The sequence below is a fragment of the Allobosea sp. TAF32 genome, assembly GCF_052113585.1.
GTDB lineage: Bacteria > Pseudomonadota > Alphaproteobacteria > Rhizobiales > Beijerinckiaceae > Allobosea.
In genome coordinates this window covers 41,193-58,570 of the sequence record NZ_JBFRDM010000009.1, presented here as the reverse complement: position 1 = coordinate 58,570, position 17,378 = coordinate 41,193, and the positions used below count along the sequence as shown (strand labels likewise).

Sequence of the window (17,378 nt, the reverse complement as noted above, 5' to 3'; positions counted from 1 at the left end):
GGTCGAGAAAGATTTAGGGCCCGAAGTCGGGGGCGATACATCGACCTTGGATGGCGCCGAGTACCGACGAAAGTCCGTATCCGCTCTCGATAGGCTGCGGCGGCGATGGACCGCGCAAAGCCTGGAGCGCCGCTTCACCATCGCCGCCTCGCTCGTCGTCGGGCTGTCGATGGTCACCCTTGGCTATTGGGTCGAGCGCCGCATTCGCAATGGCTGGGAGCAGGGCATGGCCGAGATCGGGGCCCATTACCTCGAAGCCCTTCTCGCCCCCCATGTCCTCGAACTCGAGCATGCAGACGCGCTGACGGAAGAGAGCAAGCAGAGAATCCAGGCGTTGATCGCCGATAGCCGGCTCGGCCAGCGTGTGACCATGATCAAGATCTGGAGCCGATCCGGTCAACTCGTCTACAGCACCGGCCAGGCGAAGGAGGCGGCGCGACTTCAACCTTCGCGGCTCGCCACGCTCCTGGAAGGCCGGGTTCTGGTGTCCATCCAGAACGACAGCCACGGCGATGGTCGGGACGACCCGGGGCTGCTCGAAAGCTACGCGCCGATCTACAAGCCCGGCACCCGGACAATCGTTGCCATCGGCGAATTCTATGAGGTGAGCCACTCGCTCGACCGCGAAGTCGTGCAGTTGCGCTACGCGACCTGGTTCCTGATTCTCAACGTCGCGATCATCATCGGTTTCCTGCTCTCCCTCACGATCAGGCGCGCCAGCCGGACCATCAGCTCGCAGCAATCGCTCCTGGCAGCCAATCTCGCGCGTGCCTCCGCACTGGCCAGACGGAACAACATGCTCCGCCGTGCTGCGGACCGGGCCCGGCTCGACTCGGCCGTCTCGAACGAGGTCTATCTCGCCCGCATCGGCGCCGACCTCCATGACGGGCCGATCCAGATGCTCAGCCTGCTGATGCTCCGGCTCCCCGACAAGCCTCCGGAGCTGCGGGCACCGCTGGAGCGCCTCATCCAGCAGACGCTGGCCGAGCTGCGCAATCTTTCCGCAGGGCTGGTCCTGCCCGAAATCCGCGACCTCTCGCCGTCTGACACGATCGAGGCCGCGATCAAGCGACATGAGCAGCAGACCGGTACGGCCGTCGGCCGAAACCTCGTCGATCTCCCCGAGCAGATGCCGGAGGCGATCCGCTTCTGCGCCTTCCGCGTCGTTCAAGAGGCTTTGATGAACGGATACAAGCACGCACAGGGACGCGGCCAGCATGTCGCGACGCGCTTTGCTGCCGAAACGCTGGAGATCGTGATTTCCGACGACGGCCCCGGAAACGAGGCCCAGCAGCCCGAGCCCACCCTGCAGCGGCCGCGGCTCGGCCTGCGGGGGCTGGAAACCCGGGTGAAAGCCCTGCGCGGCAGCCTGACCATCACGCCGCAACCGCAGGGCGGACTGCAGCTCAGGGCGCTGCTGCCGGTGCGCCGACGCTCACCGACGACGGGGCTCTAGCGGGCAGAGACGAGCAAGCTGGGTCCAAGCAAGCTCGGTCGAAGCCGCCTCAGCGCCCCGCCGAGGAGAAATCGCTCGGCTTCATCTTCTGGGCGGCGATGACGACCTCGAGCCGGTTGCGTGCCCTGAGCTTGGTCATCAGATTGGTCATGTAGCTCTTGACCGTCTTCTCGCTCAGCTCAAGGCTCCGGGCGATCTCGCGGTTCTGCTTGCCGCATAGCAGAAGGCGAACGATCTGCTCCTCGCGCACGCTCAGTTTCGTGCTGATCACCGCTTGCTTCTCGGCGGCCTTGCTGTTCAGGGCGCTGATCACCTTCGCCGCGAAGGCGGGAGTGATGTAGACTTCGCCGCGCAGTGCAGCCTCCACCGCGTCGAGCAATTCGCTCGCGCTGCTGCCCTTCAGCACATATCCGGCGGCTCCGGCACCAAGAGCCCTGACTGCATGATCGGTGTCGGTCGAGGCCGTAAAGACGACGACGCGACAAGCAGGCGCGATGTCACGCAGCGCGGCCAACGCACCGAAGACGTCGCCGGGCATGTTGAGATCGACGATCAGCACGTCGCAGATCCGCCGGTCGACGATATCAATAATGTCGGCCGCGCTCGCGCCGATCTCTGCCACGACAAAATCGTCGCGGCGCGACAGAACGGTCGCGATCCCTTCCGCCAGCAGCGGATGGTCGTCGACGATCGCTATCGATATCCGGGGACGGGACTTATCCTGCATGCCCCAATACTCTGCCAGTTTAGAGACTCAGTAAACAAGCGAATTAACATACGGTTAAATCAGCAAGACGATGCTTCCATTACGTCAGCTATGTGGGACACGAGGCGCATCGGGAGCCGGCACCTATCCAGTCTCCGGCGTTTTTTTCGATCGCTCGGTGCTCCGATCGGCCGGGGGCGTTGGTCTGCACTCTCAGGCGCCGCATTTTTAGCGGGGCTCAAGCGCATTCTGTCCGCCTCGGCCCAAAGCCGGAAGACAGCGCGTCGGCAGAGAACGCGCGCAGCGTCAGAAACGTCTTCGCGGTCCCCTTCCTCAGGGCCAAATCGGCAGAAGAGCTCCCTGAGCAGGTAGCGTGGAACGTCGTGCGGATCATCCCTTTCAAAGCAAGGGCTTATCGACCCAGATCCTGCTCAACCAGAGGGTGGCTTCGCCCGATCATCCGCGCCCGCATCACGAACCTCTTCCACGAGACGAAGGAAACGCTCCGCGAGAGGCGCCGTCTTGTTCAAGGTCTTCGCCAGGGCTATTCCGGTATTCGCATCGCGCGCGCGCAACTCGCGATGGTCGATCCCCGGCAACCCTTTGGAAGCGTAAACCCGCGGCAGGATCGCGATGCCCAGGCCCGCGCCGACGAAGCCGAGCAACGCGCCGCCATCGCTGCTCTGCTGCACCACCCGGGGCACGAAACCCGCACGTTTGCAGAGTGCCAGCGTGTGCTCGAATAGGCCGCTGCCGACCTGCCGCTTGAACGCGACGAAGTCCTCATCCGCGAGGGCGTCCAGCTCGACCGGGCCGTCGCGGCGTGAAAGAGGATGATCTGCCGAGAAGAAGACCTCGAGCCGGTCGCGCCATAACTCGATCATCTGGATGCTCCGGAGCGGCGAGCTTGGCACGAGCGGGCGCAGAAAGCCGAGATCGAGCTGATCATTCGCCAGCATCTGCAGCTGGGTCCCGGTCGGCAGGTGAGACATGTCGAGCGCAACATTGGGATAGCGCTGGCGGAACGCTCTCAGAATGCGCGGGAACATCTCATGCATCGGAACCGACGCCAGAAAGCCGATGCGAAGCCGGCCGGCTTCTCCGCGGCCCGCGGATTTCGCCAAGGCGAGCGTGTCGTTGAAGCGATCGAGAAGGTCCCGGAACGGCTCGAGCAGAAACTTCCCGGAGGTCGTCAATTCCACACCATGCGTGGTGCGGTGAAACAGCGTCGTCCCGAACTCCTTCTCAAGGTCGCGGATCTGGCTGCTCAGCGGGGGCTGACTGATGTTCAGCCGCTCCGCTGCACGCCGAAAGCTTGCTTCCTCCGCCACTGCCAGAAAATAGCGCACATGCCGGATTTCCATGGGGAACTGCCTCGATGATGCCGGCCCAGTGATACGTTCAGGCTTTCACGGGACCCCTTAAAATATATTGGACGATATCGCTCCCGGCACGCAACTTGGCGGCAACGAACTCGCGGCGCCACTGACCGCCGAGTCTTTTGGGAGGTTTCCGGGCGCATGGCTGATCTTCCAGCCTCCATCGAGATTCACGAGGAAGGCCCGCGCGAGGGCTTCCAGATCGAGCCGGGCCCGATCGCGACAGCCGATAAGGTGCGGCTGATCGAGGCGCTGGCCGAGACCGGCCTCAAGCGCATTCAGGTCTGCTCCTTCGTCAATCCACGGGTCGTTCCGGGCTGGGCCGACGCCGACGACGTCGTCGCGCAGATGAAGCCCAAAGACGGCGTCAGCTATACGGCGCTGTGGTTCAACGAGAAGGGCCTCGACCGCGCCCTCGCCGCTGCCGACAAGCTCACGCTCTACGGTTCGATCTCGCTGACGGCTTCGGAAGCGTTCACGCGCAGAAATCTCAATCGCAGCCATGCCGAGCAGGTCGAGGCGAGCCGCCGGCAGACGGCTCTCCACATCGCGCGCGGCGTGCCCGTCAAGCGGGTCGGCGTGATGGCCGCCTTCGGCTGCAACTATCAGGGAGACGTTTCGCGCGAGCAGGTGATCGCGACGTTGCAGGACGGCTTCGGCGTCGCCGCCGAAGCCGGTGTCGAGATCGAGCGGATCTCGCTATCGGATACGATGGGCTGGGCGACGCCGCCGCGCGTCGAGGCGCTTGTCGGCGAGGTCCGCGCGAAATGGCCCGACAAGCGCATCACGCTGCATCTCCACGACACCCGGGGTCTCGCGGTCGCGAACGCCTATGCAGGCCTGAAAATGGGCGTCGACTTTTTCGACTCCACGGTCGGCGGGCTCGGTGGCTGCCCCTTCGCCGGCCAGAAGGGCGCGGCCGGCAACATCAGCACCGAGGAACTCGTCCTTCTCTGTCACGAAATCGGCGTCGAAACGGGCGTCGACCTGGATGCCCTGATCGAGGTGGGGCGGATGGCCGAAGCCATCGTCGGCCACACCCTCCCCAGCGAACTGATCCACGCCGGTTCGCTCGACGCCCTGCGAGGTTCCGCCTGATGTCCGCCAAGCCGTTGCGAGGGCTCAAGGTCCTCGAATTCAGCCATATGATCATGGGGCCGACGGCAGGTCTCCTGTTTGCCGACCTTGGAGCGGACGTCGTCAAGATCGAGCCCGCGCCGGAAGGCGACCACACCCGCAGCCTGCCGGGATTTGGCGCGGGGTTCTTTCCGGGCTTCAACCGCAACAAGCGCAGTCTCGCGATCGACCTGAAGAATCCGGAGGGACGCCGGGCCGTCCACCGTCTCGTCGCCGGTGCCGATATCGTCATCGAAAACTACGGTCCCGGAACGATGGAGCGGCTGGGCTGCGGCTATGAAGAGCTGAGCGCAGTCAATCCACGCCTGCTTTATCTCGCCTTGAAGGGCTTTCTCGGCGGCCCCTACGAGAGGCGGCCGGCACTCGACGAGGTCATCCAGTTCCAGACCGGCCTCGCCTATATGACCGGCCCGCCCGGAAGGCCGCTTCGGGCGGGATCGTCGATCACCGACATTCTTGGAGGGATCTTCGGGGTCACCGCCGTCCTCGCCGCGCTCTCGGAGCGCAATCGCACCGGCAAGGGCCAGAAGGTCGGCAGCGCCCTGTTCGAAACCGGCGCCTTCCTGATGCTGACGCATATGGCGGGTTTCGCCGCGACGGGCAACGACCCTCGCCCGATGCCGATCAGGCACGGGGCGTGGGCCATCTACAACGTGTTCGACGTCGCCCGCGACGAGCAGGTCTTCATCGGCGTGACCAGCAACATGCAATGGAGCCGCTTCGTCGAGATGTTCGGCCTGCAGGAACTCGCGGGCGATCCGCGGCTGGCGAGCAACGCGTTGCGCAACGCCGAACGGAGCTGGTTACTGCCGCGCATCCAGGAAGCGCTGCTGCCGCTTGCGCGCGACACCGTGCAGGAGCGCTGCGTGGCCGCCTCGATTCCCTTCGCCCCGGTCGGCAAGCCCACCGATCTCTTCGATGACGCGCATCTGCTCGCAAGCGGAGGCTTGCTTGACGTCGCCGTCACCACACTCAGCGGGGATGCCAGGACCTTCGGCCTCCCTGCCCTGCCGGTCGGCTTCGATGGCGCACGCCCCGGCATCGAGCGCCAGCCGCCGACGCTCGGCGAGCACACCGTCGAGATCCTGACGGAGATCGGGCACACGGCCCAGGAAATCGCCCTCATGGACAAGGCGGGCGTGATCGCGGGCCCTGACCTCAACCGGCTTTTGTCTTCGGCCGATCTCATCGGCGCAGTTTTGGAGAGCAAGACGTGACGGCACCTGCAAGCGGATTGGTGGTCAGCGCCCACCCCGGCGATTTCGTCTGGCGCGCCGGTGGCGCAATCGCCCTGCACGCCCGCCGCGGCGTGCGAATGAAGATCGTCTGCCTCTCCTTCGGCGAGCGGGGCGAGAGCCAGGGCGCATGGAAGCAGCCTGGCATGACCCTCGAAGCCTGCAAACATGCGCGGCAGGCGGAAGCCGAGGCTGCCGCGGCCGTGCTCGGCGCCGAGATCGAGTTCTTCGACGCCGGTGATTACCCGCTGCATCTGACCTCCGCGATGCTCGACCGGATGATCGATATCTATCGCGAACTCATGCCCTCCTTCGTGCTCACGCATGCCGATGCCGACCCGTACAATGTCGACCATCCGGAGGCCGCCCGCTTTGCCCGCGAGGCGCGCATCGTGGCGCAGGCGGCCGGTCACAAGCCCGGTCCGCAGGTCAGCTACAATGCGCCCCAGCTCTACGCCTTCGAACCGCATCAGCCCGAGCAATGCGGCTTCCGGCCCGACCGGATTCTCAACATCACCGAGGTCTGGGAGGTGAAGCGCAGGGCTTTCGAGGCCCTGCCGGCCCAGCGCCATCTCTGGGATTATTATGAGCGCGTGGCCCTCAACCGCGGCATGCAGGGCGGGCGCAATTCCGGGCGGCCTATGACCTATGGCGAGGCCTACAGCTCCGCCTATCCAGAGGCGGTGGAGGCCTTCGCATGAGCGAGCTCGGGATCGTCGTCACCGATATCGAGCGCGCCGCCGGAGCGATCATCGACGAGCTCGGCAAATGCGGCGTCGCGACGTCGCATGAGGCAGCCGGCCGCGCGCCGGGCTTGATGGACCCCTATCTGGGGCCGATCTTTCCGGGAGCCGCAATTGCCGGCTCGGCCGTGACGGTTCTGGCCCAGCCCAGCGACAACTGGATGCTGCATGTCGCCGTCGAGCAATGCCAGCCCGGCGACATCCTCGTGGTCGCCTGCACCGCCGCGAATAGCGATGGCATGTTCGGCGATCTGCTTGCGACCTCGCTTCAGGCGCGGGGCGTGAGAGGGCTCGTCATCGATGGCGGCGTCCGGGACGTCAGCTCGCTGACGGAGATGGGTTTCCCGGTGTGGTCCCGCGTCATCTCGGCCCGCGGCACGGTCAAGGCGACGCTGGGTTCGGTGAATGTGCCGGTGGTCTGCGCCGGAGCTCATGTGCAGCCCGGAGACGTCGTCGTGGCGGATGACGACGGGGTTCTGGTGCTGCCGCGTCAGCGTGCCGAAGCGGTGCTGGCGGCGGCGCGCAAACGGATCGCCGGCGAAAGCCAGCGCCGCGCGCGCCTCGCGGCCGGCGAACTGGGCCTGGACATCTACGAGATGAGGCCGGCGCTGGCGCGGGCGGGTTTGAAATACGTTTCCGCGAAGGAGCGATGAGCTCGCGATCCTACTAAACATCTCCAACGATAAAAAAATGGGAGGATGACCGATGATGGACAGGCGTGGTTTCTTGCGGATGGGTGCGGCCGGACTGGCCATGTCCGCGACAAGGGCTTCGGCGCAGAACATACCTGCGAACTATCCGCCCGATTACGCGAGGCTCATCGAGGCCTCGCGTGCCGAGCCGGATCTCATTGCGTACTCGAACATGTCGCCGGGCCAATGGCGCCCGACGCTTGAGGCCTTCAAGGCGGCGTATCCCTGGATCTCCGTCCAGACATTGGACATCAACGCCAACGAAGCCATGGAGCGCTACTTCGCGGAATCCGCGACCGGCAGCCGCACGGCGGATCTCATCGTCACCGTGGCGCCCGACGCCTGGATCGACATGATCGATCGCAACCAGATCCTGGCTTACGCCTCGCCGGAAGCCGGTGCCTATCCGGTCTGGAGTCGTCCGAGCCCCGGACTCTACACAGCCGCGCTCGATCCGCTCGTCTTCCTCTGGAACAAGGCGCTTCTGCCGGAGAAGCTCTGGCCGACCAGTTTCGCCGATCTCGTCGAGAAGGTGAAAGCCAATCCTGGCATATTTCGCCGCAAGCTCACGAGCTACAGCGCCAACCTGACGTCCTACGGCTACAACGCCCACTACTTTTTCGCCAGGCACCATGGCGACAAAGTCTGGGACTGGTACCGCACTCTCGGGCCGGAGACGCGGTTCGAGCGCTCGGCCGGTCCGATGGTCGAGAAGGTGACCACCGGCGAATATGTCCTGGCTTATTTCTGCGGATCTTCGGCCGCCCGCATGGCAGTCCGCGATCCCGCGCGCGCGCGCATCGTCGGCATGAGCTATATCAGCGACGGCACGCCGATGGTCTTCCGGGGCCTCGGCATCCCCATCAAGTCGGCGCGCCCGAATTCGGCGAAGCTGCTTCTCGACTTCATGCTGTCGGAGACCGGGCAAAAGGCGCTGGCGGCAGGCTCGCGCACGCCGGTCAGGCCATCCGTCACGTCCGAGAGCGTCGGCGGAGCCGAGACTTTCTCGCAGATCGAACGGGAAATCGGCACGGAAAATGCGATCCTGGTCAATTACGACCGCGGCCTGGTGAACGACCACGAAGCCTTCGTGCGGAAATGGCGCGACGCCAACCGCGCCTGACCGACGGTACGAAACGAATGGAACCGTCATGAGCCAGCTGGACATCCCCGCATTCGACGCGCGCGCGATGCAGCGCCGGACAGGGCTCGCCTCGGGAGTGGCGAACCACCCCGCGCGCAGCGTCATCCTGCAATACATCATCGCCGTCATGGCGCTGGTCCTGGTCGCAGGGCCGATCCTGCCGCTGTTGTACCAATCCGTGCTGGACCGGCCGCTCTATGACGAGCAGGCGCAGCTCAGCATCAGGAACTACTCCGATCTGTTCGGCTCGGAAGGCTTCGGCACGATCATCTACAACACGCTGGTCTTCGCCTTCATCTCGACGATCGTGTCACAGGTCCTGGGCGTGGTCAGCGCCGTCCTGATCGGCCGCACGAATGTGCCCGGGCGCCGCCTTTTCGGGAGCATGCTGCTTTGGCCCCTGTTCATCTCCCATCTGATCCTGTCGTTCGGCTGGTTCCTGATGTACGGGCCGGCCGGGTACATCACCTTGTGGGTGCAGGGGATCGTTGGCGAGCAGCCTTGGAATCTGTATTCGCTGGGCGGCATGGCGCTCGTCGCCGGCATCTCGCAATCACCCCTGGCGGCGCTCTATTGCCTGGGCTCGACCAAGCTCGCCGACCCCGCGCTGGAAGACGCGGCACGCAGCTGCGGCGCGGGTGCGGCACGCACCCTTTTCTCGATCACCTTGCCGCTGCTCACGCCGGCGATCCTCTATGGCAGCGTGCTCAGCTTCACCAGCTCCCTGGAGATGCTGTCGATCCCCCTCATCTTCGGCGAGCCGGGCGGCATCACGCTTCTGACGACCTATCTCTATTCCCAGGGCGTCGCGGCGCCCCGCCCGAACTACGGCCTGGTCGCGACGGCGGCGACGCTTCTCCTGGTCATCGTGTCCATCCTGGTCTTCCTTCAAGGACGGATGCTGCGCAATGCGCGGCGATACGTCACCGTCGGCGGCAAGGCCTCCCGCAAGCGGCTCTTCGATCTCGGTGCGGTGCGCTGGATCGCCTTCGGCTTCCTCTTCACCTATACGACGCTATTCATCGTGCTTCCGCTCGGCGTGCTGGTGCTGCGTGCCTTTACGCGCTTCCTCAGCCCGCTCGTGCCGATGGCGGACGTCCTGACGCTCGACAATTTCGCCGCTGTCTTCTCGTCGGAAGCCAATCTCCGCGCAATCGGCAACACCCTCGTCATCGCGATCGTCGGCAGCGCCGTGGCGATTGCCTTCATCGCCGCATTGACCCTCGTCGTTCACCGCTCCGACTTCCGCTTCCGGCGCGCGCTTGAATATGTGGCGCTGTTCCCGCGCGCGATCCCCGGCCTGATCGCCGGCATCGGCTTCTTCTATGCGATGGTCTTCATTCCGCCGCTCGGCTGGCTGCGCAACAGCATCGTCGTCCTGATGGTGGCCTACACGATGCGCTATATTCCCACGGCCTTCGCGAGCCTCTCGCCTGCCCTCCTTCAGATCGGCCCGGATCTCGATCGAGCCGCCCGCGTCGTCGGCGCGGACTGGCTGACGACGGTCCGTGCAATCGTCCTGCGCCTCATCAAGCCGGCGATGTTCTCGGGCTTCGCGATCCTCTTCATCCACTTCCTGAAGGAATACTCCATCGCCATCTTCCTGATCGCGCCCGGCAGCGAGGTCATCGGAACGACGCTCCTCCAATACTGGGTCCTCGGCGAGATGGGCACATTGTCGGCTCTGGCAACGGTCCAGATCCTGCTGACGGTGCTGTTCATCTTCGCTGCGCGGACGCTCTTCAAGGTCAAGCTTTATGACTGAGCTCATCATCCAGGGACTGACCAAGCGCTTCGGCGCCGTGACGGCCCTCAGCGACTTCGACCTTCACATTGCCGATGGCGAATTCGTGACCCTTCTCGGCCCGTCGGGCTGCGGCAAGTCGACGACCCTTGCGGCGGTTGCGGGGCTCGACCAGCCGACGGACGGTTCGATCCGCACCGGCGAGACCGTGCTGTTCGATGGACAAAACGGCTTTTCTCTGCCGGCGGAACAGCGCAATTTCGGGCTCGTCTTCCAGTCCTATGCGTTGTGGCCCCATATGAGCGTGCGCGACAACGTCGCCTTTCCGCTCAAGCTCAGGAAGGTCAAGGGCGCCGAGAAGGACCGGCGGGTGACCGAGGCGCTCGGACTCGTGGAAATGGAAAGCTATGCCGATCGCTATCCGCATGAGCTTTCCGGCGGACAGCAGCAGCGCGTCGCGCTCGCCCGCACGCTGGTCTACAAGCCGGACGTCCTGCTCCTCGACGAGCCGCTCTCCAATCTCGACGCCAAGCTGCGCGAGCGCGCTCGCGTCTGGCTCGGCCAGCTCAAGGATCAGGTTCGGCTGACCACGATCTATGTCACCCATGACCAGAGCGAGGCGCTCGCGCTCAGCGACCGCATCGTGGTCATGAACAAGGGCCGCATCGTCCAGATCGGCACCCCGCATGAGATCTACGCCAGCCCCGCCGACCCCTTCGTGGCCGACTTCATCGGCACCAGCAGCTTCTTCCCGGGCCGGGTCGTCGGAAACGACACCGCCGACGGCAACGTCGTCAGCATCGGCGAAGACCAGTTCCTGCGCCTGAAAAGCCACCGGACCCTGCCGCTGGAAAGTTCGGTTCGCATTTCGGTTCGCCCGGACAGGATGCGGTTGCTGCAGTCGAAGGAACAGCGTCCGGGAGAAGATGGCGCCGTCCTGTCGGCCCGCGTGCTGTCATGCAGCTATCTGGGCGCTCGTTTCCAATATGAACTCGACGTCGCTGGATCGATCGCGAAGGTGGAATCGCAGGCCGACGTCGCGTCCTCGCAGGTCTATCTCTGGGTCCCCTCGGAAGGAGCCGTGCTGTTCGCGGCCTAGGATCGAGCGCGACACCTGCCTCGTGCATGCGCGCAACTCGCACTGGCAGGCCGGCGTTCAGACAGGAGTCCAAACGATCATGCTCTCACAATCGCCACGGTGGCGGCCCGTGCTGCAGGCGCTGTTGGACGACACGCCGCGCACAAAGGCACTCAAGAGCGGCGCGCTCCGCTCCGACATGTTCGACATCTCCTATGTCCAGGCCCAACCGATCCAGGATGGCTTCAAGCAATTCCTGAACGATCCGGGCTTCGCCTTCGGCGAACTTGCGCTGGTGACCTTCCTGCAGGCGTATGAGGCCGGCCGGCCTCTCAGCCTCCTGCCGATCACGCTCAACCACCGCGTTCAGCACCCTGCCCTGGTCCATGATCCGCGCCGAGGCAAGCTGTCGCCGGGGCAACTCGCCGGCAAACGCATCGGCGTCAGAGCCTATGCGCAGACGAGCCCGGCCTGGGTCCGCGGCCTGCTTGACGAACTCTGGGACCTTCCGGCCGACGCCGTCGAATGGGTCACGGTCGAGGAGCCCCACCTGCCCTCAGCCAATCCTCCGGCGACGGTACGGCGCGCTCCCGCCGCATCCGGGCTGCGGGACATGCTGCTCGCCGGAGAGCTCGATGCGGCGCTCCTCGTGCCCTCCGAGCGCGCCGGTCTCTCGGCCGTCATCGACAATGGCCTGCCCCGCGATCCCGCGGCCTGGCACCAGTGCTTCGGCCACTACCAGATCAACCATGTCGCCGTCGTATCCGACCGGCTCGTCGCGGATGAGCCGGGCGCGGTCCAGGAGATCGTGAGCCTCCTGAATCAGAGCGCGGATGCTGCGCCGGCCGACCCGAATACGCCAAATATCAATGGCGCGGAAGCGATGCGCTCATCCATCGAGAAAATGATGGAATACTGCGTTCGGCAAGGAATTATATCAAAATTACACGCGGTAGACGCTCTCTACAAGGGCGCTCTCAAGCTGATTTGAAATAAAGCCGGCGACGATGAACCGAGTGCCCCGGCCCTGTATCGTTGTTTGACATCGTCCAGCTTTCTTACCCCCGACGTGCCGCAGTTCCGCGCGCTTGATGGGAGCCTCATGCGCGCGGAACGGTGTGCTGCCCTGGCCGGGACCGGCGCAGGAGCCGATGCCGCGGCCGACCGCCGGGTAATTGCCGGTTCGGGCTAGATCTTATGGGCGTCCAGGGTCGAGGGATGGAACACCTCCTCAAGCGCTACCCGTCGCGACGAGAGCCCCTGCCTGTGGTGATGGTCGAGGAACGCCTCGATGGTAGGGCGGTTCGACGCGACGCCATAAGGCCAGAAATCCGGCCCCATCAGATCCCGCGCAGCCTTGAGCTGTTCCTCGACGAATGGCAGGGTGACTTTCGTCGCCGATGTGTCCGTCAGCTTCAGGATCGCGGCATTCTTGGAGCTCTCGAAGGCCTTGAGGCAGGCCGCCGGCAACCAGGGCTGGGCCTCGACCAGCTCGCGACGGACGCCGATGACGTGCATGATCGGGAAGATGCGCGTGTGCCTGAAATAGCTGATCGCCGCGGCCGTCGGATCGGCGAACAGGCGCGTGACCAAGGGGTTCCCCTGATCATATGACGACGGAGCGCGAGGGCCGATGAACGCGTCGATCTCGCCGCTGAGGAGGAGACTGTTGAGCGATCGTCCTTCGGGAGCGTTCTCGATACGGATCTGCGAGGGGAGATCGAGTCTGATCTTCTCCGGCCGCCCCGGCTCTTCGATGCCACCTCGCACCCAGACGACATCGGACGGTTTCACGCCGAAATCGTCCTCGAGGAACGCGCGGGCCCAGACGCAGGCAGTGAGCTGATACTCGGGGATGCCGATGCGGCGGCCGATCAGGTCGCGCGGTTCCCGGATGCCTCGGTCGGACCGGACGTAAATCGACGTGTGGCGAAAGGCGCGCGACACGAAGGCGGGCACGCCCACATACCGGCTGGTTCCCTGAGCCAGCTTGACCACGTGGCTGCTGAAGGACAGCTCGCAGATGTCGAACTCCGTATGACGGAAAGCGCGGAAGAAGATCTCCTCCGGATCGAGCGTCATGAAGACCGGGTCCACCCCGTCGATCTTGACCTCGCCATCGATCAACGGGCGGTTGCGATCATAGCCTCCGATCGCGACGGACAATCGTAGTTTACTCAAGACATGTCTCCCGGGAACGTCTTTGTGTCGTTTGGCAAGGTCGCGCCAACGGCGCGCTATCCATGCAGCTCGGCGACACCGTAAGCTTCGTCGATGAGCTTTACGGCCCGATAGCAGTCGTAGACGTCCACCTCGGGACGATCGCCGGATTTCCAACGGCGGAGTGCTTCGGCAATGACCTCGTAGCTCGGATTTGTCGTCGGAGTACTCGGGGCGGTCTCTTCATCGTCCGACGTGACGAGGCGCAGCGCGCCGTCTTTCGACATGAGCAGCGCATCCCGGCCCGAGACCTTCCATTCGCCATCCGCACCGTCCAGAAACTTGTCGCGGCTCGGCCCCTTGTACGGGCCGCCTTCCGCGGTGCGACGCGGATAGGCGTTGCCGACCTCCAATGTCCCGAGCACACCGCTTTTCGAGCGGATCAGCACAGAGGCGTAATCGTCGACTGAGGTTCCCAAGGCACGCCGGCTGATCTGGGCACCGGTGATCTCGGCGTCCTCCCCGGTCAGATGCAAGAAGGCATCGAAGCCATGGGCGCCCAGATTGCGCAGCGCGCCGCCGTTCGACTGGGACGGGTCGAGCATCCAGGCCGAATTCCACGCGACATAGCGAGCCGATGAGAAGCGGTTCATGCGCATGTAGATATGCGACAGCGGCCCGAACCTGCCCTCGTCGATCATCCCCCTTGCCTTGCGCACGAAGGCGGAATTGCGCTGCGGCATCGGCACGGCGGCAAAGCCGCCCTTCGCTCGTGTCTTCTCCGCCAGCGCAAGCACCTCCCGCGCATCGAAACCCATCGGCTTTTCCATGAGGAAAGGAAGCCCCTCGTCGAGCAGGTGATGCCCGACCTCCGCCATCGCGCTGTGGCGCCCGAGCGCGATCACGAAATCAGGCTTCACCGCGCGCAGCATCTCGCGATAGTCGGTGAAAACCGCCACTCCGCCGCCCAGTTGCGCCGCTGTCCATGCGGCGACGTTCGGATCGGGATCCTGCAAGCCGACGAGTTGGACGTCCGGCATCTGATGAATCTGCCGCAGATAGGCGGCATCATAAAGCGCATGCCAATGACTGACTTCAATGGCGGCGACACGGATTGTCATTGCTTTGCCCCCTCAGTGCTTCCGGGCGAGATTGATTGTAGCGCGCAAGCTGTCGGCCTTCCCGCGCATGACAAAGATGCCCTGCTGTGTGCCGGCCCCTCGCAGGCCGATGATCTGACATCGCCTCTGGGATTCGGCCTGCGCTCGCGAACGGTCGGCTTCCATTCGCTTCGCGGTCGGGCACCGATCGCGACTCTGTGACATTGGCGTGACCCCCAGCTTTTCTTTCGGCTCCAAGAACCGCTTGACAAATTAGTTGGTACGCCAATTATTGGTGATAGTCCATACTGAGGCAAGCCCGGCGACACAAAAAGCCGGATCGGAGGAAGAGCGATGAGCGAGCGACGTGGTTTGGCCGAGCGGCCCGATAGCGCGGACAGCAAGTCCGGTCTCCTGGAGGCGATGGAGGCTGTGAACGTTCAACCGCTTTGGGACCGCTACATGCGTCTCAACACGCGGGAGCCGCAGTACTACGAACCCATCATCTGGCCGTGGGCATCGATGTCGGAGCTGATCGAGAGGTCGGCCCGCGAGATCAGCATGCAGGAGGCTGAACGCCGGGTGCTGCTTCTCACCCATCCGGCCTTCCCCGGAACCGTATTCTCGACGCCGACGCTCTCGGGCGGCCTTCAGATTCTCGAGCCGGGCGAATCGGCGCACGCTCACCGCCATACCCTCGCCGCGCTGCGGCTTGCCATGATGGGAGACGGCGCGGTCACGGTCGTCGACGGCAAGCCCTGCCCGATGGAGCCGGGCGACCTCATTCTCACGCCTGCCTGGAGCTGGCACGAGCACCATCACTCGGGAAAGACCCGGGCCGTCTGGTTCGATGGACTCGACTACCCGCTCGCGCGCCAGCTCGGCACCGTCTTCTTCGAGGTGGGGCCTGGCCCGATCCCCGATCGCGGCCTTGCACAGATGGACGATGCAAGTCTGTGCGAAGGCGGCGTGCTGCCCGAGGGCGACGTCACCGTCCCCTACTCGCCACTCTACCGTTACTCGTGGAGCCGTGTGTCGGGAGCCCTGAAGGCGATGCCGCCCGCGGCGGACGGGTCACGTCGCTTGCGTTATATCAACCCGGTCGATGGCGGTCCGATCATGCCGACCCTCGATTGCTTCGCCCTCGGCCTGACGCCGGGTAGTGCGACGGTGCCGATGCGCACGACCGCGACGGCCATGGTCGTCGTCATCGAAGGTGAGGGTGTCAGCCAGATCGGCGATACCCGCTTCGAGTGGAAGCAGCATGACGTCTTCACGCTGCCGCGCTGGCAGTGGATCGAGCACAACGCCACCTCCGGCCCTGCGACACTCTTCCTGATGACGGATCGCGCGCTGACCGACCGTATTGGCCACCTGCGAGAAGAAACGCGTCGGTGAGCGCTGGTCATCACTGGCTGCTGTCGACCTGAAACGGGGGGAAGAATGGCTCAAAAACAGGATCTGGACGTCCTGATCATTGGAGCGGGCATTGGTGGGTTGACACTCGCCTTGGCGCTGCAAAGGGTGGGGATCAGGTGTCGGCTCTATGAGGGCGCACCTGAGTTCAAGCCCTTGGGCGTAGGGTTGAATTTGCTCCCGCATGCCATCCGGGAGCTGGGTGAGCTCGGGATCGTCGAGCGCCTCGTCGAAAAAGGGATTCCGACGCGGGAGTATTGTTTCTACACGAGCCATGGCCAGCATGTTTACTCGGAACCCCGCGGTCAATTCGCGGGCTATGAATGGCCGCAGGTCTCGATCCATCGTGCGGACCTTCATACCGTTCTCGTCGAGGCGGTCCTGAACCGTCTCGGACGCGACGCGATCACCTTCGGCCACCGTTGCGTCGCGGTCGATCAGGCTGGCGACGAGGCCATCGTGCATTTCGGGGATGCAGCCGGCGTCGTCATCAAGACAGTGCGGGCCAGCATCGTCATCGCCTGCGACGGCGTCCATTCCGCCGCGCGCAAGCAATTCCATCCCGAAGAGGCGAAGCCACGCTATCAGGGCACCACGCAGTACCGCGGCGCGACCCGATGGAAGCCGTTCCTGAGCGGCGCCAGCATGGTCTATATGGGGACCTATGAGACGGGTAAGCTCATTACCTATCCCATTCGCAACGACATCGACGGCGAAGGCAGGCAGCTCATCAATTGGGTGATCGAACTGTCACGCCCGAATGAGCAGACGCGCGACTGGAACCGGGGGAGCAGCGTCGAGGAATTCATAGGCCATTTCGAACATGCGCGGTTCGATTGGCTGGATATTCCCGCGATGCTCCGTGCCGCCGACGTGATCCTGGAATATCCGATGGTGGATCAGGATCCTCTGCGGTTCTGGACTGCCGGGCGCATTACCCTTCTCGGCGATGCCGCTCACCCCATGATGCCACGCGGCTCCAATGGCGCTGCCCAGGCGATCATCGACGCCAACACTATCGCCGTTCTCCTGTCCGGCGGGGACGATCCGCTCGCCGCCCTCAAGGAGTACGAGTCGAAGCGCCTGAAGGCCACCGGCGACGTCGTCATCGCCAATCGCAGCCAGGCGCCGGACGCCATCCTCCGTGTCGTCGAGGAACGGACAGGCGGAAAGCGCTTCGACCACATCAACGACGTCATATCGCAGACAGAACTCGTGGCCTGGCAGGATCGCTATCGCAAATTGGCGGGCTTCTCTGCGGAAGACCTGCAGTCGCCCCGCAAATCCGCGTGAAATCATCGCGAAAAACAATCAGGAAGCACGACACCTCAGTTCATCTCGGTTCGATCCACTGAACGTGGCGCAAAGGATTCGAAGGCCCCGCCGGC

The 17,378-nt window shown here is 64.3% G+C and carries 15 protein-coding genes; 11 read left to right on the top strand and 4 right to left on the bottom strand.

The window, feature by feature from the left end:
• Positions 1–46: 46 nt before the first annotated feature.
• On the top strand, positions 47–1,456 hold the full coding sequence (locus AB4Z16_RS20190; protein ID WP_441513139.1) for a sensor histidine kinase: 1,410 nt from the start codon (positions 47–49) through the stop codon (positions 1,454–1,456).
• A gap of 49 nt (positions 1,457–1,505) precedes the next feature.
• Here AB4Z16_RS20190 and AB4Z16_RS20185 read toward each other — a convergent pair whose 3' ends face one another.
• Positions 1,506–2,183 carry a response regulator gene (locus AB4Z16_RS20185; RefSeq protein WP_441513138.1) on the bottom strand — a complete coding sequence of 226 codons (678 nt, stop codon included), beginning with the start codon at positions 2,181–2,183 and terminating at the stop codon, positions 1,506–1,508.
• A gap of 410 nt (positions 2,184–2,593) precedes the next feature.
• Positions 2,594–3,526 (bottom strand): LysR substrate-binding domain-containing protein, encoded by a 933-nt coding sequence (locus AB4Z16_RS20180; RefSeq protein ID WP_441513137.1) that lies wholly within the window; start codon positions 3,524–3,526, stop codon positions 2,594–2,596.
• 156 nt (positions 3,527–3,682) lie between these two features.
• Here AB4Z16_RS20180 and AB4Z16_RS20175 point away from each other — a divergent pair, with 156 nt between their 5' ends.
• The 8 genes from AB4Z16_RS20175 to AB4Z16_RS20140 all read left to right on the top strand — a co-directional run bounded on the left by AB4Z16_RS20175 (position 3,683) and on the right by AB4Z16_RS20140 (position 12,305).
• Positions 3,683–4,639 (top strand): hydroxymethylglutaryl-CoA lyase, encoded by a 957-nt coding sequence (locus AB4Z16_RS20175; protein WP_441513136.1) that lies wholly within the window; start codon positions 3,683–3,685, stop codon positions 4,637–4,639.
• On the top strand, positions 4,639–5,895 hold the full coding sequence (locus AB4Z16_RS20170; protein WP_441513135.1) for a CaiB/BaiF CoA transferase family protein: 1,257 nt from the start codon (positions 4,639–4,641) through the stop codon (positions 5,893–5,895). Before AB4Z16_RS20175 ends, AB4Z16_RS20170 begins: the two co-directional genes overlap by 1 nt.
• Entirely contained in the window at positions 5,892–6,614 is a 723-nt protein-coding gene (locus AB4Z16_RS20165) for a PIG-L deacetylase family protein (RefSeq protein ID WP_441513134.1), read from the top strand. The genes AB4Z16_RS20170 and AB4Z16_RS20165 overlap by 4 nt, the downstream gene beginning before the upstream one ends.
• The gene (locus AB4Z16_RS20160) at positions 6,611–7,309 is read left to right on the top strand and encodes a 4-carboxy-4-hydroxy-2-oxoadipate aldolase/oxaloacetate decarboxylase (protein WP_441513133.1); all 699 of its coding nucleotides are present in this window, start codon (positions 6,611–6,613) and stop codon (positions 7,307–7,309) included. The genes AB4Z16_RS20165 and AB4Z16_RS20160 overlap by 4 nt, the downstream gene beginning before the upstream one ends.
• Before the next feature lie 100 nt (positions 7,310–7,409).
• Positions 7,410–8,471 carry an ABC transporter substrate-binding protein gene (locus AB4Z16_RS20155; protein ID WP_441513132.1) on the top strand — a complete coding sequence of 354 codons (1,062 nt, stop codon included), beginning with the start codon at positions 7,410–7,412 and terminating at the stop codon, positions 8,469–8,471.
• 28 nt (positions 8,472–8,499) lie between these two features.
• On the top strand, positions 8,500–10,257 hold the full coding sequence (locus AB4Z16_RS20150) for an ABC transporter permease (RefSeq protein WP_441513131.1): 1,758 nt from the start codon (positions 8,500–8,502) through the stop codon (positions 10,255–10,257).
• Positions 10,250–11,335, top strand: a complete 1,086-nt coding sequence (locus tag AB4Z16_RS20145) for an ABC transporter ATP-binding protein (protein ID WP_441513130.1) — start codon at positions 10,250–10,252, stop codon at positions 11,333–11,335. Before AB4Z16_RS20150 ends, AB4Z16_RS20145 begins: the two co-directional genes overlap by 8 nt.
• Positions 11,336–11,414: 79 nt before the next feature.
• On the top strand, positions 11,415–12,305 hold the full coding sequence (locus AB4Z16_RS20140) for a type 2 periplasmic-binding domain-containing protein (protein WP_441513129.1): 891 nt from the start codon (positions 11,415–11,417) through the stop codon (positions 12,303–12,305).
• A 197-nt stretch (positions 12,306–12,502) separates the two neighbouring features.
• On the opposite strand, the gene AB4Z16_RS20135 is transcribed toward AB4Z16_RS20140, so the two are convergent.
• Together AB4Z16_RS20135 and AB4Z16_RS20130 are read right to left on the bottom strand one after the other, a co-directional pair.
• Positions 12,503–13,495, bottom strand: coding sequence for a substrate-binding domain-containing protein (locus tag AB4Z16_RS20135; protein WP_441513128.1), 993 nt, complete (start codon positions 13,493–13,495; stop codon positions 12,503–12,505).
• Positions 13,496–13,551: 56 nt separating this feature from the next.
• Complete coding sequence (locus AB4Z16_RS20130; protein ID WP_441513127.1) at positions 13,552–14,595, bottom strand: Gfo/Idh/MocA family protein; 1,044 nt, start codon at positions 14,593–14,595, stop codon at positions 13,552–13,554.
• Positions 14,596–14,928: 333 nt separating this feature from the next.
• Between AB4Z16_RS20130 and AB4Z16_RS20125 the strand changes: the two genes are divergently transcribed.
• Together AB4Z16_RS20125 and AB4Z16_RS20120 are read left to right on the top strand one after the other, a co-directional pair.
• On the top strand, positions 14,929–15,972 hold the full coding sequence (locus AB4Z16_RS20125) for a cupin domain-containing protein (protein ID WP_441513126.1): 1,044 nt from the start codon (positions 14,929–14,931) through the stop codon (positions 15,970–15,972).
• Between the two features lie 45 nt (positions 15,973–16,017).
• The gene (locus tag AB4Z16_RS20120) at positions 16,018–17,283 is read left to right on the top strand and encodes a flavin-dependent oxidoreductase (RefSeq protein ID WP_441513125.1); all 1,266 of its coding nucleotides are present in this window, start codon (positions 16,018–16,020) and stop codon (positions 17,281–17,283) included.
• The last annotated feature ends 95 nt before the right edge of the window (positions 17,284–17,378 follow it).